The sequence below is a fragment of the Streptomyces gossypii genome (genome assembly GCF_025165795.1).
GTDB classification, from domain to species: domain Bacteria; phylum Actinomycetota; class Actinomycetes; order Streptomycetales; family Streptomycetaceae; genus Streptomyces; species Streptomyces gossypii.
Map to the genome: position 1 here is coordinate 200,292 of NZ_JAJAGO010000010.1, position 20,307 is coordinate 220,598.

The window sequence follows — 20,307 nt, forward strand, 5'->3', positions numbered from 1 at the left end:
GGTGGTGGCGGTTCTGGTGGTGGGGTAGGGGCCGGGTGGGCTCGTGGGTTCCAGATGGGGGAGGGTGGGCGATGGAGCCGTTGAAGACGGGTGATCCGGAGCGGGTCGGGGATTTCGTGGTGCGCGGCCGCTTGGGTGCCGGGGGGATGGGAGAGGTGTTCCTCGGCCGGTCGCCCGGTGGGCGGGCGGTGGCGGTGAAGGTCGTGTATCCCCATCTCGCGCGGCAGCCTGAGTTCCGGCGCCGTTTCGGCCGGGAGGTGGAGGCGGCTCGGGCGGTGGGCGGGGCGTTCACCGCTCCGGTGGTGGCCGCCGGGCCGCAGGAGGACCCGCCGTGGGTCGCGACCGTCTACATTCCCGGACCGGACCTGGCCCGGGCCGTGGCGGAGTCCGGGCCGCTGCCGGAGGATTCGGTGTGGCCGCTGGCGGCCGGGCTGGTGGAGGCGTTGCAGGCCATCCACGCAGTCGGCCTGCTTCACCGTGATCTCAAACCCTCGAACGTGCTGCTGGCCGCCGACGGGCCCCGCGTGATCGACTTCGGGATCGCCCGGAGCCTGGACTCAACCGCCCTGACGGCGACGGGTACGGCGATGGGCACGCCCGGCTTCATGTCCCCGGAGCAGGCCGAGGGCGGCCGGGTGGGCCCAGCCGGTGACGTCTTCGCACTCGGTGCGCTGATCGCCTTCGCCGCCAGTGGCGTCGAACCGTTCGGCCAGGGCCCGCCCCTCGCGGTCCTGCACCGCGTCGTCAACGGCCCGCCGCGCCTGGACGCTCTTCACGGACCGCTGCGCGAGCTGGCCGCCGCCTGCCTGGCCAAAGATTACGAAAAGCGGCCCGGACTCGCGGAACTGCTGGAGCGGATCTCCTCGCACTGGAACCCGCCGGACCACCTCCCCGGCGCCTCCCCCTGGCCCCACTCGGTGACGACCCTCATACACAACCGCACCACGCCACCGACCGCTTCGTACACCCAGTCCGCCGGTTCCGCATCGGCCCAGGACGCACCCACTGCCACGATGCCGCGACCCCGCATCGGTATCGACTTCGGTACGACGCACTCGGCGGTCGGTTTCCTGGAGAGGGGGAAGGTCCGGCTGATCCCCAATGCCGAGGGAGCGGTGCGGACACCGAGCCTGGTGGCAGTCGCCGCCGAGGGAGAGATCGTCGTCGGCACGGCCGCCGAGCGGCAGGCTGTCACCAACCCGGACCACACCGTGCGTGCGGCACAGCGGAATCTGGCGACGGACTGGAGCATCACGCGGGGCGACGTACGGCTCACGGCGGAGGACGCCGTCAGGCTGCTCCTCACCCGCCTGCGGGAGGACGCCGAGGCTCACTTCGGAGGGCCGCTGAGCGGGGCGGTGCTGACGGTGCCCGCCTGCCTCCCGCTGGACCAGCGGGCGGCGCTGGCCCGGGCCGGTGAGAAGGCGGGGCTCCCCGTCCTGCGGGTGATCAGCGGAGCCGTTGCCGCGGCGATGGCATACGGCCTGGGGCGCGAGGACGGCACCGTGCTGTTCTTCGACCTCGGGGGAGGGACGCTTGACGTCGCGCTGATAACCCTCGGGGACGGTGTCGTGGAGGTCGTGGCGACTGCGGGCGACCATTATCTCGGCGGTGACGACTGGGACTTGCGGATCGTCCAGCACATGCTCCACCGCGTACAGCAGCAAGACGGCCTGGATCTCGCCGGCGATGCCGTGGCGGTGCAGCGGCTCCGGGAGGCGGCCGAGTCGGCGAAGAAGCAACTGTCGGCGGCACGCGCCACCTCCCTCCATCTGCCCTACCTCGCCTCCGGCCCGCATGGGCCCGTGCACCTTGACGAGGCGCTCACCCGCGAGGAGTTCGAGGCCCTCACAGGGGATCTGCTGGAGCGCTGCCGTCGGACCGTCGAGCACGCACTCGACGATGCCGGGCTCACACTCGCCGACGTCGACCGGGTCATCCTGACGGGCGACGCCACCCGGATGCCCGCGGTAGGCGACATGGTCCGTCGGCTCACCGGCGGCCGGGAGCCCTATCGCGGCCTCGCCCCAGACGGTGCTGCCACCGGCGCCGCCATCCAGGCCGGCATCCTGGCCGGTGCCATGAAGGACGTGCTGCTGCTCGACGTCTGCTCCCATTCGATAGGCGTCGAGACGGAGGGGGGCGTCAACACGAAGCTCGTACAGCGGAACACGACGATCCCCACGAAACGCAGCGAGGTCTTCACCACGCACACGGACGACCAGCCCACCGTGGTGATCCACGTCGTGGAGGGCGAACGTCGCGAGGCGTCACGGAACAGGACCCTCGCGGTCCTCGAAGTGGCGCTCCCGCCCGCACCCAAGGGCGTGCCCCGGATCGAGGTCACGGCCGACTTCGACGCGAACCGCAATTTCCACGTCACGGCCAAGGACTTGGGTACCGGCAACACGGTCACCGGCACCGTCGACCACGCGGCCGTTTCCCTGGTCGGCTCCTCCCGATGGCCCGACCTGCGCCGTCTCGTCCCCGTTCACGTCCCTGTTCCCAGGCCGGACTGAAGCAGCCGCTCGCACGTTCCGCCGGCCGTGCACGGCCGGTGCCGTTCGTAGCCCTCCTCCACTGTCCGAACGGTTCAGCCGGGCCTGGGGCGCGCCGCGCGCCCCAGGCGTGCTCAGCGGCGGGTCGCGTGCAGGTGCCACACCGTCGCCTGGACCCGCCCCTGCTCGTCGACCTCGACCTCGTCGGGGTTGATGGAGATTCCGATGTCCGCGAACCTGGCGTCCATCGCGACGATGGTCTCCCTGGTCAGCGAGGTCGTGTACTGCGCGGGCCGGATGTCGTGGATGTCCCAGTGGGGGCCCAGGTTCGTGCGCAGATTCTGCCGGCTGACGAGGAACTGGGGGAGCCGGAAACCGGTGGCGGTGTCGGCGAAGCAGAACAGGTGCAGTTGGGCGCCCGGCTTCGTCACCCGGTGCAGGGCCGCCGCGTAGTCCCGCTGCTTGTCCTCGGTCAGGCAGTGGTAGAGCGTGCTGTCCAGCACGCTGGTGAACCGCTCGTCGTCGAGTTCGGTGAGGGTGGTCGCGTCCGACCGTACGAACTCGACGGAGGCGTCGCGCTCCTCCGCCAGCCGCCGCGCCTTGTCGAGCGCGGTCTGGGCGGCGTCGATCCCGGTGACGCGGTGGCCCTTTCCGGCGAGGAACAGGGCGTTCTCGCCCAGTCCGCATCCGGCGTCCAGGATTTCGCCCTTCAGCTGTCCGGAACGCTCCAACTCGACGACGAGGGGTTGCGGTTCACCGATGTCCCACGGCGTGACGCCGAACGAGGTTTCCTTGCCCTTCACCGGCGGCTTGCCCTGGTAGGTGGCCTCGAAGTCGACGTCTTCTAACGCGAATGTGGGCTTTTCAGGCATGGCTGCTTCCTTCCCCGAACGGGATGGAGACCCGAAGGACGGAACGCCACGGTACCCGCAACTGTTGTGCGCAGAGGGGTGATTGCGGACCCTCCGTGGCGTGCGTGAACTCGCACGCCGAAGCGGGACAGGCGGGGGCAGGTGGGGCAGGGGCGTGCTGTCTCCGCATCCCTGCCCCACCCTCGGTGCGCTGCTCCGTCAGCGCCGCCGAGCCGCTGTCCGGCAGCGCGTCAGCGCCCCAGCGCGGCCTCGATCTCGTCGGCGGCGCGCTGCGTGCCGCCTTCCTCGCGGGCCTGGGCGCGCAGCTCCGCCGAGCGGCGGGCGACCTGCGGATCGCCGGTCAGCTCGGTCAGTGCCGTGCGCAGCGCGTCGGCCGTGGCGTCGGCGGTGTCGATACGGCGGGCCACGCCCAGTTCGACGAGCTTGTCGGCGTTCGCGAACTGCTCGGCTGCCTGCGGGACGGCGATCATGGGAACACCGGTGTACAGGCCCTCACCGCTGCCGCCCATCCCCGCGTGCGTGACGAACGCGTCGGCCTGCTCCAGGATCGCCAACTGCGGGACCCAGGAGTGCACTTCGACATTGGGCGGCAGGTCGCCGAGCACCTCGGGGTCGGTGTACTTGCCGATCTGGAGGACCACATGCCACCCGGGCAGACCGCCGAAGGCCGCCACGCACTGGCGGTAGAACTCCGGCTGCCGGGTGGTGGCTGAGCCGAGCGACACCAGCAGCACGTTCTCCGCCTCGGACGGGCGCGTCCAGGTGCCCTGGTCCTCGCGCTCGCCCAGGCAGGGGCCGACGAAGGTGACCGCCTCGGTGTCGACCCGGTCGGAGTTCGGCTGCATGGCGCGGGGGATCGTCGCCAGGACGCGCGCGGGCTGTCCTGCGAACAGGTCGACGTCCGTGGTGACCGCGCCGGAACGGGCCAGCCAGGACGCGAACTTCGACAGGTGGTCCGCGGCGCCGGGCAGACCCTTGAGCCAGGCGCCGATCTCCTCCTGATAGCCCTTCCACGACACATAGGTGGGGGAGAGCTGGATGACCGGGCGGTCCTGCGATTCGGCGAGGGCGCGGGCCGCGTAGGCGCCGATGTCGTACAGGTAGAGGTCGGCCGGGTCGTCGTCGTAGGCGGCCCTCAGTTGCGGGAGGGCCTGGATGTTGTCGTCCAGGAAGACGTCCATCGCGGCGATCGGGTCGTCCGGCCAGTTGTTGTCGGCCACGGGCAGCGTCGACTTGTAGGGCATGAGCTGGGCGCCGGTGGGGGAGATCAGCTCGGCTACGGCCGGGTCGTTCGCGTACGTCACCCGGTGGCCGCGGGCCACCAGCTCACGGATGATCTCCAGGCTGGGGAGGGTGTGGCTGACGGCGGGGATGCCGATCATCGCGATATGCGCGCGCGGGGCGGGTGCTGACCCGGTCTGGGCATGGGTGACAGCGGTACGGCGACGGGACATGAGAGACCACTCTTTCAGTTCTACGGTGGGAAGGCACGACAGCCCGGCACGTGGGCGCGCGCTCAGATATTCAGGCGCGGCGCAGACGTGCGGACGGGGAGGGCGGGGCGAAGCGTCGCCGCCCGTAGCCGTGTCAGCCGTAGATCTGGTGGTAATACATGCGCGGAACACTAACCCGGCGGGGAGGGCACCGTCCACCGGATTGGCGGGAGCGCGGGCGCAGCCCCGTGGGGGGAGCGCGGCTCAGTGGCGGGCGCGCCAGTCCGCGGCGACCTCTTCGATGTCCAGCGGGGACAGGTTGAGCGGGGGGCCCGCGGGCGGGTTCCGGAGCGCCTCGCGGATTCTCTCGTTGATGCCTGCCACGATCCGCCGCGCCTCCGCCTCGGACGGGGCGCGGGCCGCCGCCACCTGGGCCTCCTGCGCCTCCTTGCGGAGGGCGAGCGACGGCGGGAGGCAGGAGAGGCCCTCGCGCTCCATCTTCTCCTTGACCCACCACAGTTCGTCGTAGGGCTTGTCGAGGCCGGGCAGGGGCTTGCCCGCGCCGGGCAGGTCGTCCAGCTCGCCGCGCTCCGCGGCCTCGCGGATCTGCCGGTCGGCCCAGCTCTCGAAGCTGATGCCGGGGGGCTTGCGTTCGGTCATGAGGGATCTCCCGTACTGCCTGCACTTCGTGATACGGATGTACCATAAAGAATACCTCGCAAGCTGCCGGAGAGGCGAGAGAGCGTGCCCAGGACCGTTGACCATCAGGAGCGGCGTGCCGTGATCGCCGACGCTCTGGTGCGGGTCGCCGGGCGGGGCGGACTTCATGCGGTGAGCATGCGCGCGGTGGCCGCCGAGGCGGGTGTCTCGCTCCGGCTGGTGCAGTACTACTTCAATGACAAGTCCGAGCTGATGCACGCCGCGCTGCTCCAGTTGGAACGCCAGAGCGCTGAGCGGCTCGCGGGGAGGCTCGCGCGGCTGCCGAGTCCGCCCCCGGCGCGCGCGTACATCGAGGCGTTTCTTGCTGAGGCGCTTCCGACGGACGCGCGGAGCCGGGAATTCCACTTCGTCTGGACGTCCTACGCGGTGCTGGCGATGGGCGATGCCGCTCTGGCCGAGCAGCCGTTCGTCGCGGGGCCCGACCGCCAGGAGCGGCAGCTCGCCGGCGTGCTCCGCCGGGCCCGTACGGACGGGGAGCTGGCCGTCGGCGCCGATCCGGCCGCGGAGGCCGCGCGGCTGCTGACCCTCAGCCACGGGCTCGGCACGAGCGTGCTGGTCGGCCAGCGTACGGCCGCGGCGGCGGAGGAGGTGCTGCGCTACCACCTCGACCGGCTGTTCACCGTGCCCGGCCCCGCTCCGGCACCGGAGTGAGACCGCTGGCGCGCGCGGTCAGGGTGAGGCGGCCAGCCGCTCCGCGTGCTCCACCCGTGCCTTGACGTCGGTGAAGTGCCGCCGCATCGCCTCGCGTGCCGCCTCCGCGTCCCCCGTGCGCAGCGAGGCGACGATCGCCAGGTGGTTGGCGGCGATCTCCTCCGCCCGGTCCACCGGTGGTTCCAGGGTGTTCTCCACCTCGTGGTAGACGCCCCAGAAGAGCTGTATCAGCTGGAGCACCAGGTCGTTGCCGCAGGATTCGTACAGCAGCGCGTGGAAGGCGCGGTCCGCCTCGGGGTCCTCGCTCATCCGCTCCGCCAGCGCCTCCAGTGCCACCAGCCGGGCCGGACTGATCGAGGCGGCGACCGAGCCGATCAGGCCCACCTCCAGCAGCTCCCGCACCCCGACCAGATCGCCGAGTGCGGTGACTCCGGGTGCGGAGGAGCGGGTGCGGATGTGAAAGGCGAGGGAGGGGGTGAGCACCTTGAGCGGTGCCTCCCCGACGAAGGTGCCCAAGCCGTGCCGGATCTCCACTATGCCCAGTGCCTGAAGCGCGCGTACGGCCTCCCGGACGCTGTTGCGGCTCGCCCCGAGCCGGTCCATCAGCTGCGGCTCGGTCGGCAGTACGGAGCCGGGGGGCAGTCGCTGCTCATGAATGAGATCGACGATGCGGTCCTGCAGCGTACGGCCGCGATCCGGTCTGCTCACGGTGCCTCCTGCGGCACTGGTCGACAGGTGGGGAGAGTGAGGGACATCCTACGACCCGGCTTCGTGACTGCTGTGCCCTGCGGCTGAAACCGGCCACAGTTTCCCATGTTTCTGCTCTTGACGGGCCGAATCCGCATACCTACTGTCCCCTCACGGACACAGGACGTCCTACCTCTCGTCCTACCTCTCGGCCCTCTGCGCGAGGACCGGAACGGAGGAGCCCATGCCGTCACAGGAGCCCCCCGAGTACTCGGTGCCGTACCGCGCCGGGAGGGACGGCTACGCCAGCTACCGCATTCCCGCCGTCGTCGCGACCGCCTCCGGCACGCTGCTCGCCTTCGCCGAGGGACGGCGCGACGGATCGGCCGACTCCGGCAACATCGACATCGTGCTGCGCCGCTCCACCGACGGGGGCCGCAGTTGGGGTCCGATGACGGTGGTGTCGGCGAACGGCGCCGATCTCGCGGGCAACCCCGCCCCGGTGGCCACCGCCGGGGGCCGCATCGTCCTCGTGCAGGTGCACAACGCGGCCGAGGCCACGGAGAGCCGTATCCGTCGCGGCGAGGTCTCCGCCACCGACGGCCGCCGCGTGTACGTGCAGCACAGCGACGACGAGGGCGCGGGCTGGTCGGCGCCACGGGAGATCACCGACGCCGTCAAGCGGCCCGAATGGCGCTGGTACGCGACAACACCCGGACATGCCGTGGAACTGCGGCAGTCCCCGTACACCGGCCGGATCGTCGTACCGGCCAACCACTCGCTGCCCCCGACCGGCGCCGACAACGGCACCGAGGGCCGCTACAACGGCGGCCACGACCTGCTCAGCGACGACGGCGGCGCTACCTGGCGGCTCGGCTACGTCGACGACAACCCCGACGGCTATGTCAACGTCAACGAGACCACTGCCGCTGAACTCGCCGACGGCAGGGTCTACTTCAACACCCGCAACGACGCCGATTCGCCAGGCCACCGCGCCGACGCCCACTCGGAGGACGGCGGCGTGAGCCTCACGCTGCCCTTCCGGCCGCAGGCCGGCCTCGTCGCCCCGGTTGTCGAGGGCAGCGTCCTGTGGCTGGGCGAACCCGGCCTGCTGCTCTTCTCCGGCCCCGCCGATCCGTCGGCACGCGCGCTGATGACCGTACGGGCCAGCCGGGACGCGGGGAGGACCTGGCGCGACGCCTACACCGTCGACGGGCTGCCCGCCGCGTACTCGGACCTCGTCCGGATCGACGACGAAACGCTCGGACTGCTCTACGAGACCGGCGACTTCAGCGCCTACACGACGATCACCTTCCGCCGCATCCCGCTCTCTCAGCTCGCCTGAGCCCGCTCGCGGCCGCAGTCAAGCCACAGCCGAGCCCCAGCTGCCCCCTCTGACTCAGATGATCTCCCAAGGCCCGCCCAGGAGGACGCACATGACCGAGGTCAGCACATCCCGGCGCACCCTGCTCACCGCCTCGGCCGCGACCGCCGCCGGGCTCACGCTCGGCGCCTGCGGCTCCGAAGACAAGAGCGATACCGCGACCGAGCGCAAGCCCGGCGAGAAGATCACCCTGATGTTCTGGACGTGGGTCCCCGGCATCGAGAAGGCCGTCGCCCTGTGGAACAAGAAGAACCCCGACGTCCAGGTGAAGGTGGAGAAGGTGTCCCCCACCAACAGCGCCCAGTACGCGAAGATGCACGCCGCGCTCAAGGCGGGCAACCCGCCGGACCTGGCACAGGTCGAATACCAGAACATCGCCGAATTCCTGCTGGACAAGGGTCTGTTGAACCTCGCAGACCATGGCGCGGCCGAGTACAGGAGCAAGTTCGTCGGCTGGCAGTGGGAGCAGGTCGTCTATGACGGCGGCGTGTACGCCATCCCGCAGGCATCGGGCCCCATGGGCATGTTCTACCGCCACGACCTGTTCCGGAAGTGGGACATCGAACCGCCCGCCACCTGGGACGACTACGAGACGGCCGCCAAGCAGATCCGCAAGTCGGGCGCCTACATCGGCACCTTCCCGGCCAGCTCGGGCGGCTGGATAGCCTCCGTCGCCTGGCAGGCCGGTGCCCAGTGGTTCCGCACCGAGGGCGAGAAGTGGATCGTCGGCATCGACGGCGAGGCCACGCGGAAGGTCCTCACCTTCTGGGAGGGGCTGGTGCGCGGGAAGCTGGTGAAGACCATCCCGGTCACCCAGAGCGCCTGGTACGCCGACATCCAGTCCGGCGACATCGTCAACTGGATCGGCGCGCAGTGGGGCGACGCGCTGATCAAGGGCAACGCGCCGGACACCGCAGGGAAGTGGCGGGCAGCGCCGATGCCGCAGTGGGAGCGCGGAGCGGACGCGTCCTCCAACTGGGGCGGATCGACGACCGCTGTCTTCACCGGGGCCGAACACCCAAAGGACGCGGTCGACTTCGCGGTCTGGCTCAACACCGATCCGGAGAGCATCGACCTGTTGATCAAGGGCGGCTACGGCTGGCCCGCGGCGAAGCAGGGCTTCCAGGGGTCCAGCCTGGACGAGGCGAGCGAGTTCTTCGACGGGCAGCGGTACAACGAGGTCTTCGCCGCCTCCGACAAGGCCGTGGACACCAGTTGGAAGTGGGGGCCGACGACTGTCCCCATGTTCCAGCACCTCACCGACGAACTGACCGAGGCCATGAACGGGAACGCCTCGTTCACGGACGCGATCGGCAAGGTCCAGAAGCTGGTGATGGACGATATGAAGGAAAAGGGACTCAAGGTCGAGGCGGCCTGACCGTGGCCCCTGCCCGTACCCCCACCCGCACCCGCACCCGCACCCGGCAGCGCAGTCGGCAGCGGGTGACCGCCCCGCGGAACCGGGCCGCGGCCGGTTTCCTGCTGCCCTTCTGCCTGCTCTTCCTCGCCTGCTTCATCGCCCCGATCGGCTACGCGCTCTACCAGAGCATGCTGAAGGTGGAACGCACCGGCGCGCTCGGCCTGGGCAGCGAGACCCAGGTCTTCGCGGGCCTCTCCAACTACACGCACGCCCTGGAGGACGACCGGTTCGTCGCCGGCTTCGGCCGGGTGCTGCTCTTCGGCGCCGTGCAGGTGCCGGTGATGATCCTGCTGGCCACCGTGCTCGCCCTGCTGCTGGAATCCGCGTCCGCCCGCGGCGTCGTGTTCTTCCGTGCCGCGTTCTTCCTGCCGTACGGCGTGCCCGGGGTGATCGCCTCGATCCTGTGGGGCTTCCTCTACGTGCCCGGCATCAGCCCGCTGGTGGACGTGCTGCACGGGGCAGGGTGGGAGGTCGACTTCCTCTCCGACGGCACCCTGCTGTGGTCGATCGCCAACATCGTGCTGTGGCAGTTCACCGGCTACAACATGCTGGTGCTGATCTCCCAGCTCAAGGCCGTACCGGGCGACCTGTACGAAGCCGCGCGCATCGACGGTGCCAACGCCTGGCAGGTCGCCTGGCGCATCAAGCTGCCGCTGATGAGACCCGCGTTGGTGCTCACCACGGTCTTCAGCATCATCGGCACGCTGCAACTGTTCTCCGAACCGCTGGTGCTGCGCCCGCTCACCGGGAACGTCGACACCGGCTACACGCCCAACCTGCACGCCTATGACGAGGCGTTCAAGAGCAACAACTACCACGGCGCCGCGGCCGAGGCCGTACTGCTCGCGCTGGTCGCCTGCGTGCTGTCGTTCGGCTTCCTGCGCCTCGTCGGCCGGAGCGGAAAGGGCGACGACCGATGACGGCGACAGAGCAGACCGAACCGGCCGGGACCGATCCGGTCAAGCGCCGCAGGGAGGCCAGGCGCGCCGCGGCCGCCCGGGCCCGCAGGACCGGCGCGCCGCTGCGCCACCGCATCATCACCCTCTCCCTGCTCTGCGTCGCCGCGCTCTACTTCCTGGTGCCCGTCTACTGGCTGGGCGTCTCCTCGACGAAGAGCAGCGCCGACCTGTTCGGCACCTTCGGCCTCTGGTTCTCCGACCCGCAGCCGCTGGACCACCTGCGTGACCTGGTGACCTACGACGACGGCATCTACCTGCGCTGGTTCGCCAACAGCCTGCTGTACGCGGGTGTGGGCGCGGCCGTGGCCACTGTGCTCTCTGCCGCCGCCGGATACGCGCTTGCCAAGTACCAGTTCCGTGGCCGCGAAGCCGTCTTCAACATCGTGCTCGCCGGGGTCCTGATCCCCGGTACGGCGCTGGCGCTGCCGCTCTATCTGCTCTTCAGCGAGGTCGGGATGGCCAACACCTACTGGGCAGTGCTGGTGCCCAGTGTGGTCAGCCCGTTCGGCGTCTATCTGTGCCGGATCTACGCCGCCGCGTCGGTGCCCGACAGCCTGCTGGAGGCGGCCCGCATCGACGGAGCGGGGGAGGGGAAGATCTTCCGCGTGCTGGCGCTGCGGCTGATGTCGCCCGCGCTGGTCACCGTGTTCCTCTTCCAGTTCGTGCACATCTGGAATAATTTCTTCCTTCCGCTGGTCATGCTCTCCGACTCCAAGCTGTATCCGATCACTCTCGGCCTGTCCTCCTGGCAGGGCTACGCCGACCGTCAGCCGGTGCTGTACCAGCTGACCGTGGGCGGCGCGTTCGTGTCCGTACTTCCGCTGATGGTTCTGATGGTCGTGCTCCAGCGCTACTGGCGCACCGGCCTCACCGAGGGAAGCCTCAAGTCCTGAGAGCGGCGCACCAGCCCAGTACCTCCCCCCGTACAAGAGGAGTGGCGATGCCCACCGTCCACGGGAGCCTCGCTCCCGAGTTCACCGAGCAGGGTTTCACCGTGGTGCGCGGCCTGTTCGCGCCCCGTGAGATCGAGAAGCTGCGCGCGGAGTTCACCGCCCTGCACGCCGCCGGGCCGGTGCCCGGGCACTTCGAGCCGAAGCCGCAGCTTCCCGAGGGTCCGTACGATCCGCTGCGCGACCACCCGCGGGTCATGCACCCGCACCGCATCAACGCGCCGGCCCGCGAGGTGCTGCTCGACCCGAGGCTGAGCGAGATCCTGGAGGAACTGCTCGGCGAGCCGGTGCTGGCAGCGCAGAGCATGTTCTACTTCAAGCCGCCCGGCGCCCGTGGCCAGGCCCTGCACCAGGACAACTTCTATCTGCGGGTCGAGCCGGGCACCTGTGTCGCGGCGTGGATCGCCTGCGACCGGATCGACCGGGAGAACGGCGGCCTCGAGGTCGTCCCCGGCACCCACCGGCTGGACTTGTTCTGCCCCGAGCAGGCCGACCCGGACGTCTCCTTCTCCCGTGAGTACGTGCCGCCGCCGCCGGGCCTGGAGCCGGTGCCCGTCGACATGGACCCGGGGGACGTGCTGTTCTTCAACGGCAGCCTGGTGCACGGCTCCGGCCCCAACCGGACGGAGGACCGCTTCCGGCGCTCCTTCATCTGCCACTACACGGGCGTCTCGACGGAGCGGATCGGCGACTGGTACCAGACGCTGACGATGTCCGGTGAGCGTGTCGCGCTGGAGGAGAGCACCGGGGCGGGGCCGTGCGGCACGGAGTTCGGGCCGCCGGGGCCGCACTGATCCGGCTGGTCCCGGGCCCCCTTGCGCGGTCACCCGGGTGGTCTACCGTGACGGGATGACACCTCTGAGCCACGACCGCTGTTGCGACGAACTCGTCACACAGGCCGGGCAGTTGACGTCCAGCGTCGCCGGGGTGGACCTGTCCGCGCCGGTGCCCTCCTGTCCCGGCTGGGACTTCGACCGGCTGCTGAGGCACGTCGGCGGCGCGTACCGCTGGATCGAGACGATGGTGCGGACCCGTTCGCCACGGCCCCTCACCGAGGGCGACGTGGACAGCGGATCCGAGCCCTCGGGCGGGGACGCCGCCGTACTCGGTGCCTGGCTCATGGAGAACGCCGGGCAACTGGCGGACACGCTGCGCTCGGCAGGGCCCGACGCCGAGGTGTGGACGGTGATCCCCGGCCGGACGGCGGTGTTCTGGGCGCGCCGCATGCTGCACGAGACCGTGTTGCACCGGGCCGACGCGTCCCTTGCGCTCGGCACCGGATTCGTCCTGAGTCAGGAAATCGCCCAGGACGGGTTCGAGGAGTGGCTGGAGTTCGGTTCGCTTCCCGGACTCCTGGAGTCCGAGTCGGTACTTCCCGAGCTGCTCGGCCCCGGCCGCACCCTGCACTTCCACGCGACCGACGCCGCGTCCGGCCAGGCGGCGGACTGGCTTGTCGACCTCACCGGTGACACACCCGGCTGGCGCCACGCACGGGAGGACGCCGCAGTCACGGTGCGCGGTCCGCTCTCCGGCCTGCTGCTCCTCGTCTACGGGCGGCAGGGCGCGGGTGACGTCGGGCCCGCAGGGGCCGACCGCGTCGAACTGAGCGGCGACACCAAGCTGTTCGCCACATGGTCGGAGCGGGTCGGCCACTGGCAGCGCCGCTGACGCGGGGCCGCCGCGCCTGGGGCCGTCCTCGGCCGAGGAGCCATGCCGCCGCCCCGTGCCGGCCGGCGTGTGCGAGCGGCGCGCCACGCTGGTGCCAAACAGGCGCCAAGTGGACGTCACGGATGCCAGTGCGGCTTGCCTGCCTCGCCTCGCCCCGCCCCGCCTCGCGCTGCGCCGCACCGCCGTGGCGCACCGTGGCGTGCAGTGATGCAAGCGTGGCACACGGATGGTGCCATTTCACTTGTTGATGGCGCCATCCATGTGCCATAGTGGCGTTATGGACCTCACGCCGTACGTGGACAACCTCCGACAAGAGCTCGCGGTCGCCGCCGAGGCGGGCGGAGACGAAGCCCGTGCCCTGGCCGAGCGGCTCACCGCGCCCCTGGAGTCGGCCGCCCGTCTCACCCTGCTCAACGCGCTGTCCGCCGCCATGGCTGAAGTCACCAGTGATCTCGCACCGGGTTCGGTCGATGTGCGGCTGCGCGGGCTCGACCCCGAGTTCGTGGTGACGCCACCGCCGTCCCTCGGGCGGTACGAGGAGTCGGAGGCAGGGGAGAGCGGGCCCGCCGGTGTGCGGGCGGCGCCTGTGCCGCCCGCACCTGCCGAGGGTGACGAGGGCGGTATGGCGCGTATCAACTTCCGCCTTCCCGCCCACCTCAAGACGCGGGTCGAGGACGCGGCGGGGCAGGAGGGCCTCTCGGTCAACGCCTGGCTCGTGCGGGCAGTCGCCACCGCGCTGGAGCCGGGGGAGGTCAGCCGTCCGCCGGGGCGGGCCGGCCATGCCGGGTCCCAGGGCTATACGGGCTGGGTCCGCTAGGCAGAGCCCCCGGCAGGACCAGCCCGAGCCCCCACCGCCACACTCGCCCACCGAGCGCCCCACCAGGGCAAACACTCACCACAGCCATCAGGACGGGACAGCCATGCCTACTTTCGACACACCTGAACCGATCTCCGCCACCCTCGAATTCGACGTCGGGACCGTCCGGGTCACCGCGGGCAAGCGCACGGACACCGTCGTCGAGGTGCTGCCGAACGACGGTGCCGAGGAAGCCGACGTGCGGGCCGCCCAGCAGACGAAGGTCAGCTACTCGGGCGGCAGGCTGCTGGTCAAGGGGCCGAAGAAGCACTCGCTGTTCGGCCGCAGCGGGGCGCTGGACGTGACCGTCGAACTGCCCGCCGGATCGGATGTGCAGGGCGCCTCACCTCTGGCGGACTTCACCTGCGAGGGCCCCCTCGGCGAGTGCAGGATCAAGACCTCGGCCGGTGACATCCAGGTCGACGAGGCAGCCGGCGTCCATCTGAAGACCTCCTACGGCGACATCCGGGTGGACCGTACGACGGGCGACGCCGAGATCACCGGATCGGGCCGGATCGACATCGGCACGCTCGCCGGCGCGGCGGCCGTCAAGAACGCCAACGGCGAGACCGTGATCGGCGAGGTCACCGGCGACCTGCGGGTGAACGCCTCCAACGGCCGTATCTCCGTCGGTGTCGCACACGCCGGAGTCGACGCCAAGGCCGCCAACGGCAGCATCCGGATCGGCGAAGTGGCACGCGGCAGGATCGCGCTCCACACGGCCGCCGGTGATCTCGAGGTCGGCATCCGTGACTCCACAGCCGCCTGGCTCGACGTGAACACCCGGCTCGGCAGCGTGCGCAACACCCTCGGTGCGGCGGAGGGCCCCGGAGCCTCCGACGCGACGGTCGAGGTCCATGCCCGCACCAGCCTCGGCGACATCCTGATCCGCCGCGCCTGACCCTCCAGCCACAGCCCCACCACAGAAGGGACTGACCGCCATGCCCTCGACAGGCCCCCACATCCCCGCCCCTGGTATCACCGCCGCCAGCGCGACCGCGTCCTCCTCGACCGCGCCCCCACCGGCGATCACCGCCACCGGCCTGGCCAAGTCCTACGGCGACAAACAGGTGCTCGACGGCATCGACCTGCACATCGCCGAGGGCAGCGTCTTCGCGCTGCTCGGACCCAACGGCGCGGGCAAGACCACCACCGTCCAGATCCTCTCCACACTCATCCCCGCAGACTCGGGCGAGGCGCGGGTCGCGGGTCACGATCTGACCCGCGAAGCCGACGCCGTACGTGCCGCGATCGGCGTCACGGGGCAGTTCTCGGCGGTCGACAACCTGCTCACCGCCGAGGAGAACCTGATCCTCATGGCGGACCTGCACCATCTCGAACGGCGCGAAGGCCGACGCCGTGCCGCCGGACTGCTCGGCCGCTTCGACCTCACCGAGGCGGCCACCAAGTCCGTCGCCACCTTCTCGGGCGGCATGCGGCGCAAGCTCGATCTCGCGATGACGCTGGTCGGCGATCCGCGTGTCATCTTCCTGGACGAGCCCACCACCGGGCTCGACCCGCGCAGCCGCCGCACCATGTGGGAGATCATCCGCGGCCTGGTCGCCGACGACGGCGTCACCATCTTCCTGACCACGCAGTATCTGGAGGAGGCGGACCAACTCGCCGACCGTATCGCAGTCCTGGACCACGGCAAGCTGGTCGCCGAAGGCACCGCCGAGGAGCTGAAGCGCCGCATCCCCGGCGGCCATATCCGCCTCCACTTCACCGAGGACAGTGGTCTCGAAGCCGCTGCCGCCCTCTTCGGTGCCGGGACCCGCGACGGCGAGGCGCTCACCCTGGACATCCCCAGCGACGGGAGCCTCTCCACCCTGCGGGCCGTCCTCGACATCCTGGAGCACGGGGGCGTACAGGCCGAGGCCCTCACGGTGCACACCCCGGATCTCGACGACGTCTTCCTCACCCTCACCGGTCGGCCGCAATCCGGCCACGGAGCCGGCTCCCAGAAGGAGTACGCACGATGACCACGCTGTCCTACGCCGTCAGCGACTCGGCGACGATGCTGCGGCGCAATCTGAGGCACGCGCTGCGCTACCCCTCGATGACGGTCTCGATCGTCGCGATGCCCGTCATGATCCTGCTGCTGTTCAACTACGTCTTCGGCAGCGCGCTGGGCACCGGCATCGACGGCACGGCCACCGGCAGCACCGAGTACATCGACTACATCGCTCCCGGCATCATCCTGATGGCCGCGACCTCGGGAGCCCTGTCCACCGCGGTCGGCGTCTCCGTCGACATGACGGAGGGCATCGTCAACCGGTTCCGCACGATGGCGATCTCCCGCGCCTCGTTCCTCACCGGCCATGTCATCGGCGGCGTGCTGCAGACGCTGGCCAGCATCACGCTCGTCATCGGCGTCGCGCTGGCCATGGGCTTCCGGCCCGACGCCACGCCGGTCGAGTGGATCGCGGCGGGCGGCGTCCTGGCCCTGCTCACCCTGGCGCTCACCTGGCTGGCAGCAGGGATCGGTCTGGTGGCCAAAAACCCGGAGACCGCCAGCAACCTCCCCATGCCGCTGCAGTTCCTCCCCTTCATCGGCAGCGCCATCGTCCCGCCGGAGTCGATGCCCGCCGGGGTGCGCTGGTTCGCCGAGTACCAGCCCTTCACACCGATCATCGAGACGCTGCGGGGCCTGCTGATGGGCACACCGATCGGCGACAGCGGGATCACCGCGCTGGCCTGGTGCGCCGGGCTCACCCTGGTCGGCTACCTGTGGGCGCGGTCGGTCTTCAACCGCGGCGCCACCCGCTGAGAGGCTGCCTGGCGGCCTCAGACCGGACGGCCGCCTCGGGAAGCGTATGAGGGGCGGCCGAAGCCAACGCAACTGGCTTCGGCCGCCCCTTGGACTCTACGGGGGTCCGGTCCGGATCAGACGCCCGCCACCGACTGGATCCAGGAGCGGTACCGGGTCACGTTCGTGTACGCGGTGGTGGTCTGCCGGTCACTGGTGGAGGCGACGCCGACCTGCACGCCGTTCGCCATCATCGGGCCACCGGAGTCGCCGCCCGCGGTGATGCCGTCGCCGCGCCGTGCGCAGATCGCCGAGCCGCCATAGGCGTCCGAACACCCGCCGGTCACGGTCACGTTCGCGACCTTCAGGTACCGCGACTGGCAGTTGATCTCCGAACCGCACCGGGACGTCGCGCCCCAGCCGTAGACCTGCACGTTCTGCCCCACCGAGACGGAGCCGGGCTGCCCGAGCCGCGCGTAGGTCGCCGAGACGTTGCGGTCGAGCCGGACCAGCGACAGGTCCGACGAGTGGTTGTACACCTGGACGCCGTTGGCGACCGTGCCGCCGGAGGTCTGGTCGAGGCTGCCGATGCGGAACGAGAGCCCCCCGCCGCTGACACAGTGCTTGGCGGTGAGTATCCAGGTGGGCGCGATGATCGTCGCGCTGCATGTCTCCCTGCCGTTGGAGAACAGGCGTGCACCCCAGGGGGCGTTCTGCGCGTAGCTGCCGCCGATGATCGGCTGCGGCCCCCGGTCCGGCGACTGGCTCCCGGCTGTGGCGGCGGAGGGGAGCGCCTGGCGGGGGGACTGGTCCTGCGCTGTGGCGGCGGAGGCGAAGGTGAGGACGGAGAGTAGAGCGGCGATGAGGACGGGGACGATCCTGGTTATTCGCAAGGCTCCTCGTTTCCGAAGGCACGCGATGTCTCGCGCGTGGGGGTCCAGGGGAGACCAGGATTCCGCAAGCGAGTTCGATTGGGTAATAGCGACTTCCCATAGCACCGGCTTATGGCCCCCGGCCCCCGGCCGTGTCCACCGCCGCGGAGCAGGCGGCGACATCCTCGCGGGCGGGCGGGCGCTGGTGAGGAAGTCACCGGAGGGGGGGACGGTACTCACGCCGAGCCTGCGGGACCACGGAGAACCCGGCCGGCCCCGCTCTCGGAGAGGCGCCCGAAGCTCTCGGCGACCAGCACCGCGCGCAGGCCCCCCGTGCGCACGACGCCTGCCCCCGCGCAGACCTACGATTCACGGCCCAGGATTCAACCGGCCTTCGGCGGTGTGCGGGTCACCGCTTGTTCGTACAGGCCCAGAAGGCGGTCATGCTTCCATGGTCCGCTTCGAGCTGCGGCACGATCTTCGCGTCGTGGCCCGGTAAGAACTTGCCGCCCGCCGGGGTGCCACCGCACCGGCAGCCGCAGACCCGCCCCCGACCCTGACCCCTGACCCTGACCCTGACCCTGACCCTTCGTCATGGTCGGTATTCTGCCGTGCGCTCGCCTGGTTCCGCCATGGGCCGAACGTGTCATACGGGCGGGGGGCCGGTGTTTCCGGGAGACGCGCCGGAGGCCGGTCGGAGGTGCGTGTGGGCCTTTGTTCGGGCGACCCCGCTGACCTGCGCTTTCGTCCCGTTCGAATGGGCCGGTTCGCGGCGGGGGAAAACGCCGGAGGTCCCCCTCAAGACATGCCTTGACAAGGGATCAACTGCGACCTCACAGTAGGCGCTAAGCACAAGGCAACGAAACGTGTTCTCTGCGTACTTCCCAGCATCTTCTTTGTTGCCCCTACGAGGGCTCACACCACAACGGCGCCCAGAGGGCGCTTTTTGTCCTGCCGTAGTCCTCTCGACTGCCCGTGAGCGCGTGCAGTCACACACATCAGCGGATGAATTCCGCAGCAGTTCTCAGCAGGCGGCCTCGGCCGCTTGTTTCTCATGCCGATTTCCAATGGAAGTCCCGCATGCGAGTGAGTGCCTATCAGTGACTGGAAAGGGTGAGTGCCAAGTGACGCAAACTGCCGTCGAAACGCCAATGCAGGTGCTTGAGCATAAGCCCTATCTTGAGGTCACCTGGCGTGACAGCCTGACCTCTGCCAGCGGGTTCGTCGTGATCGACCGGCTGGTGACGGGCATCGCCACCGGCGGCCTGCGAATGCGCCCGGGGTGCACCCTCACCGAGGTGACCGAACTGGCCCGGGAGATGACCCTCAAAATGGGCGCCTTCGGGATCCACGTCGGCGGCGCCAAGGGCGGTATCGACTTCGACCCGGCGGATCCGCGCGCCGAAGAGGTGCGGGAGAGGTTCCTGCAGGGAGTTCGACCGCTGCTGGAGCGCTTCTGGGTAACCGCGGGCGACCTCGGTACGCAACAGGAGCAGCTCGACCGCGCCTTCTCCCGGGTCGGTATCGGCGAGAACTCCTTCCACGCGGCCGTGGTCCGTGCCCCGTCCGAGGCCGATGTGCAGGCACGCGTCCAGCGGGCGTTCACCACTCGTACGGACGGCCTCATGCTGTCCGAACTGGTCGGCGGCTACGGCGTGGCTGAGGCCGCTCTGGCAGCCCTGGAACACCGGGGGATCGCCGCCGAGTCGGCCAAGGCGGTCGTGCAGGGATTCGGCGCGATGGGCGGGTCCACGGCGCTCTACCTCGCGCGTGCCGGAGTGAAGATCGTCGGCATCACGGACGCGAGCGGTCTCATCCTGAACACGTCGCGAGGCCTGGACGTGGAGCTCCTGCTGTCCGCGCGCAGCACCAGCGGCCTCATCGACCGCTCCGTGCTGCGCGACGACGACATGGAAGGCCCCGGCGACTCCTGGCTGGGCCAGGAGGCCGACCTCCTGGTGCCTGCTGCCGTGTCCTACACGATCACCGCGGACAACTGCGACCAGATCCGGGGGAAGCTCGTGGTGGAGGCGGCGAACGTGCCGACCACCCCCGAGGCCGAACAGCGTCTGCTGGACCGCGGGATCACGGTGGTGCCCGACTTCATCGCCAACACCGGCGCCGCGGCCGGGGCCTGGTGGGTCATTCTCGGCGAGGTCGTCAGTCCCTCCGGCGCGTGCAGCCGGCTGTCCTCGGAGATCCGTCCCCTCGTCCGGGGCCTGATGGCCCGGGCCGATGAGACGAGGACCTCGATGCGGACCGCCGGGGTGCGGTTCGCGAGGGAGAACTCGCAGCGCATGATCCGGGAGTACGGCGGCGCGGTGGCCTTCCGTGACCTGTTCCCCGCCGTGCCCCAGGAGCGTCAGTTCCTGGACGGAGACTGCGCGACGGAAACCGGTCTCGCCGGCGCCGCGGACACCAGTGAAGCCGTCGTCCACACGTCGCACGGTGCCTTCACGGCGTCGGCCGACGGGGTCGACACCTCCCTGGACGCCGGCCGGCAACCCGCCGCATCCTGCCCCGCCTACTGGCCGGGCCCGGCTGAGGCAGCCTCCGACCCCTACCAGTGAACACGCCCACGCGGACGC

The 20,307-nt window shown here is 70.3% G+C and carries 18 protein-coding genes; 13 read left to right on the forward strand and 5 right to left on the reverse strand.

Features of this window, described 5'->3' with window-relative positions; all coding sequences use genetic code 11:
• The first annotated feature begins 71 nt into the window (after nt 1-71).
• Nucleotides 72-2,519, forward strand: a complete 2,448-nt coding sequence (locus tag LHJ74_RS21970) for an Hsp70 family protein (protein WP_260219854.1) — start codon at nt 72-74, stop codon at nt 2,517-2,519.
• 113 nt (nt 2,520-2,632) lie between these two features.
• Here the strand turns inward: LHJ74_RS21970 and LHJ74_RS21975 are convergent, their stop codons facing one another.
• From LHJ74_RS21975 to LHJ74_RS21985, 3 genes are all read right to left on the reverse strand, one after another.
• Nucleotides 2,633-3,370 carry a class I SAM-dependent methyltransferase gene (locus tag LHJ74_RS21975; protein WP_260219855.1) on the reverse strand — a complete coding sequence of 246 codons (738 nt, stop codon included), beginning with the start codon at nt 3,368-3,370 and terminating at the stop codon, nt 2,633-2,635.
• Nucleotides 3,371-3,600: 230 nt separating this feature from the next.
• Nucleotides 3,601-4,824, reverse strand: coding sequence for a macrolide family glycosyltransferase (locus LHJ74_RS21980; RefSeq protein ID WP_260219856.1), 1,224 nt, complete (start codon nt 4,822-4,824; stop codon nt 3,601-3,603).
• Nucleotides 4,825-5,067: 243 nt separating this feature from the next.
• Nucleotides 5,068-5,463: a DnaJ family domain-containing protein gene (locus tag LHJ74_RS21985; protein ID WP_260219857.1), complete on the reverse strand. Its 396-nt coding sequence runs from the start codon at nt 5,461-5,463 to the stop codon at nt 5,068-5,070.
• 84 nt (nt 5,464-5,547) lie between these two features.
• On the opposite strand from LHJ74_RS21985, the gene LHJ74_RS21990 reads away from it, so the two are divergent.
• Nucleotides 5,548-6,174, forward strand: coding sequence for a TetR/AcrR family transcriptional regulator (locus tag LHJ74_RS21990; RefSeq protein ID WP_260219858.1), 627 nt, complete (start codon nt 5,548-5,550; stop codon nt 6,172-6,174).
• Nucleotides 6,175-6,192: 18 nt separating this feature from the next.
• Here the strand turns inward: LHJ74_RS21990 and LHJ74_RS34245 are convergent, their stop codons facing one another.
• The gene (locus LHJ74_RS34245; RefSeq protein WP_311203335.1) at nt 6,193-6,882 is read right to left on the reverse strand and encodes a FadR/GntR family transcriptional regulator; all 690 of its coding nucleotides are present in this window, start codon (nt 6,880-6,882) and stop codon (nt 6,193-6,195) included.
• 223 nt (nt 6,883-7,105) lie between these two features.
• On the opposite strand from LHJ74_RS34245, the gene LHJ74_RS22005 reads away from it, so the two are divergent.
• From LHJ74_RS22005 to LHJ74_RS22050, 10 genes are all read left to right on the forward strand, one after another.
• Nucleotides 7,106-8,206, forward strand: coding sequence for a sialidase family protein (locus LHJ74_RS22005; protein WP_260219859.1), 1,101 nt, complete (start codon nt 7,106-7,108; stop codon nt 8,204-8,206).
• 91 nt (nt 8,207-8,297) lie between these two features.
• Entirely contained in the window at nt 8,298-9,623 is a 1,326-nt protein-coding gene (locus LHJ74_RS22010; protein ID WP_260219860.1) for an ABC transporter substrate-binding protein, read from the forward strand.
• A gap of 2 nt (nt 9,624-9,625) precedes the next feature.
• Nucleotides 9,626-10,585 (forward strand): carbohydrate ABC transporter permease, encoded by a 960-nt coding sequence (locus tag LHJ74_RS22015; protein ID WP_375546796.1) that lies wholly within the window; start codon nt 9,626-9,628, stop codon nt 10,583-10,585.
• Nucleotides 10,582-11,517 (forward strand): carbohydrate ABC transporter permease, encoded by a 936-nt coding sequence (locus LHJ74_RS22020; protein WP_260219861.1) that lies wholly within the window; start codon nt 10,582-10,584, stop codon nt 11,515-11,517. Before LHJ74_RS22015 ends, LHJ74_RS22020 begins: the two co-directional genes overlap by 4 nt.
• Before the next feature lie 47 nt (nt 11,518-11,564).
• Nucleotides 11,565-12,368: a phytanoyl-CoA dioxygenase family protein gene (locus LHJ74_RS22025; protein WP_260219862.1), complete on the forward strand. Its 804-nt coding sequence runs from the start codon at nt 11,565-11,567 to the stop codon at nt 12,366-12,368.
• A gap of 55 nt (nt 12,369-12,423) precedes the next feature.
• Nucleotides 12,424-13,242, forward strand: coding sequence for a maleylpyruvate isomerase family mycothiol-dependent enzyme (locus LHJ74_RS22030; RefSeq protein WP_260219863.1), 819 nt, complete (start codon nt 12,424-12,426; stop codon nt 13,240-13,242).
• Nucleotides 13,243-13,519: 277 nt separating this feature from the next.
• Nucleotides 13,520-14,059, forward strand: coding sequence for a hypothetical protein (locus tag LHJ74_RS22035; RefSeq protein WP_260219864.1), 540 nt, complete (start codon nt 13,520-13,522; stop codon nt 14,057-14,059).
• 103 nt (nt 14,060-14,162) lie between these two features.
• Nucleotides 14,163-14,999 carry a DUF4097 family beta strand repeat-containing protein gene (locus tag LHJ74_RS22040; RefSeq protein WP_260219865.1) on the forward strand — a complete coding sequence of 279 codons (837 nt, stop codon included), beginning with the start codon at nt 14,163-14,165 and terminating at the stop codon, nt 14,997-14,999.
• Nucleotides 15,000-15,039: 40 nt separating this feature from the next.
• The gene (locus LHJ74_RS22045; protein ID WP_260219866.1) at nt 15,040-16,080 is read left to right on the forward strand and encodes an ATP-binding cassette domain-containing protein; all 1,041 of its coding nucleotides are present in this window, start codon (nt 15,040-15,042) and stop codon (nt 16,078-16,080) included.
• On the forward strand, nt 16,077-16,868 hold the full coding sequence (locus tag LHJ74_RS22050) for an ABC transporter permease (protein ID WP_260219867.1): 792 nt from the start codon (nt 16,077-16,079) through the stop codon (nt 16,866-16,868). Before LHJ74_RS22045 ends, LHJ74_RS22050 begins: the two co-directional genes overlap by 4 nt.
• A 116-nt stretch (nt 16,869-16,984) precedes the next feature.
• Here LHJ74_RS22050 and LHJ74_RS22055 read toward each other — a convergent pair whose 3' ends face one another.
• A complete protein-coding gene (locus LHJ74_RS22055) occupies nt 16,985-17,740 on the reverse strand; it encodes a S1 family peptidase (protein WP_260219868.1) in 756 nt (251 codons plus the stop codon).
• A 1,136-nt stretch (nt 17,741-18,876) separates the two neighbouring features.
• Between LHJ74_RS22055 and LHJ74_RS22060 the strand changes: the two genes are divergently transcribed.
• A complete protein-coding gene (locus LHJ74_RS22060; RefSeq protein WP_260219869.1) occupies nt 18,877-20,289 on the forward strand; it encodes a Glu/Leu/Phe/Val dehydrogenase dimerization domain-containing protein in 1,413 nt (470 codons plus the stop codon).
• The last annotated feature ends 18 nt before the right edge of the window (nt 20,290-20,307 follow it).

Excerpts from the sequence above, each read along its gene's own strand:
- LHJ74_RS21970 (WP_260219854.1), top strand. The coding sequence starts at position 72 with ATGGAGCCGTTGAAGACGGGTGATCCGGAGCGGGTCGGGGATTTCGTG.
- LHJ74_RS21975 (WP_260219855.1), bottom strand. The coding sequence starts at position 3,370 with ATGCCTGAAAAGCCCACATTCGCGTTAGAAGACGTCGACTTCGAGGCC.
- LHJ74_RS21980 (WP_260219856.1), bottom strand. The coding sequence starts at position 4,824 with ATGTCCCGTCGCCGTACCGCTGTCACCCATGCCCAGACCGGGTCAGCA.
- LHJ74_RS21985 (WP_260219857.1), bottom strand. The coding sequence starts at position 5,463 with ATGACCGAACGCAAGCCCCCCGGCATCAGCTTCGAGAGCTGGGCCGAC.
- LHJ74_RS22005 (WP_260219859.1), top strand. The coding sequence starts at position 7,106 with ATGCCGTCACAGGAGCCCCCCGAGTACTCGGTGCCGTACCGCGCCGGG.
- LHJ74_RS22010 (WP_260219860.1), top strand. The coding sequence starts at position 8,298 with ATGACCGAGGTCAGCACATCCCGGCGCACCCTGCTCACCGCCTCGGCC.
- LHJ74_RS22020 (WP_260219861.1), top strand. The coding sequence starts at position 10,582 with ATGACGGCGACAGAGCAGACCGAACCGGCCGGGACCGATCCGGTCAAG.
- LHJ74_RS22025 (WP_260219862.1), top strand. The coding sequence starts at position 11,565 with ATGCCCACCGTCCACGGGAGCCTCGCTCCCGAGTTCACCGAGCAGGGT.
- LHJ74_RS22030 (WP_260219863.1), top strand. The coding sequence starts at position 12,424 with ATGACACCTCTGAGCCACGACCGCTGTTGCGACGAACTCGTCACACAG.
- LHJ74_RS22035 (WP_260219864.1), top strand. The coding sequence starts at position 13,520 with ATGGACCTCACGCCGTACGTGGACAACCTCCGACAAGAGCTCGCGGTC.
- LHJ74_RS22040 (WP_260219865.1), top strand. The coding sequence starts at position 14,163 with ATGCCTACTTTCGACACACCTGAACCGATCTCCGCCACCCTCGAATTC.
- LHJ74_RS22045 (WP_260219866.1), top strand. The coding sequence starts at position 15,040 with ATGCCCTCGACAGGCCCCCACATCCCCGCCCCTGGTATCACCGCCGCC.
- LHJ74_RS22050 (WP_260219867.1), top strand. The coding sequence starts at position 16,077 with ATGACCACGCTGTCCTACGCCGTCAGCGACTCGGCGACGATGCTGCGG.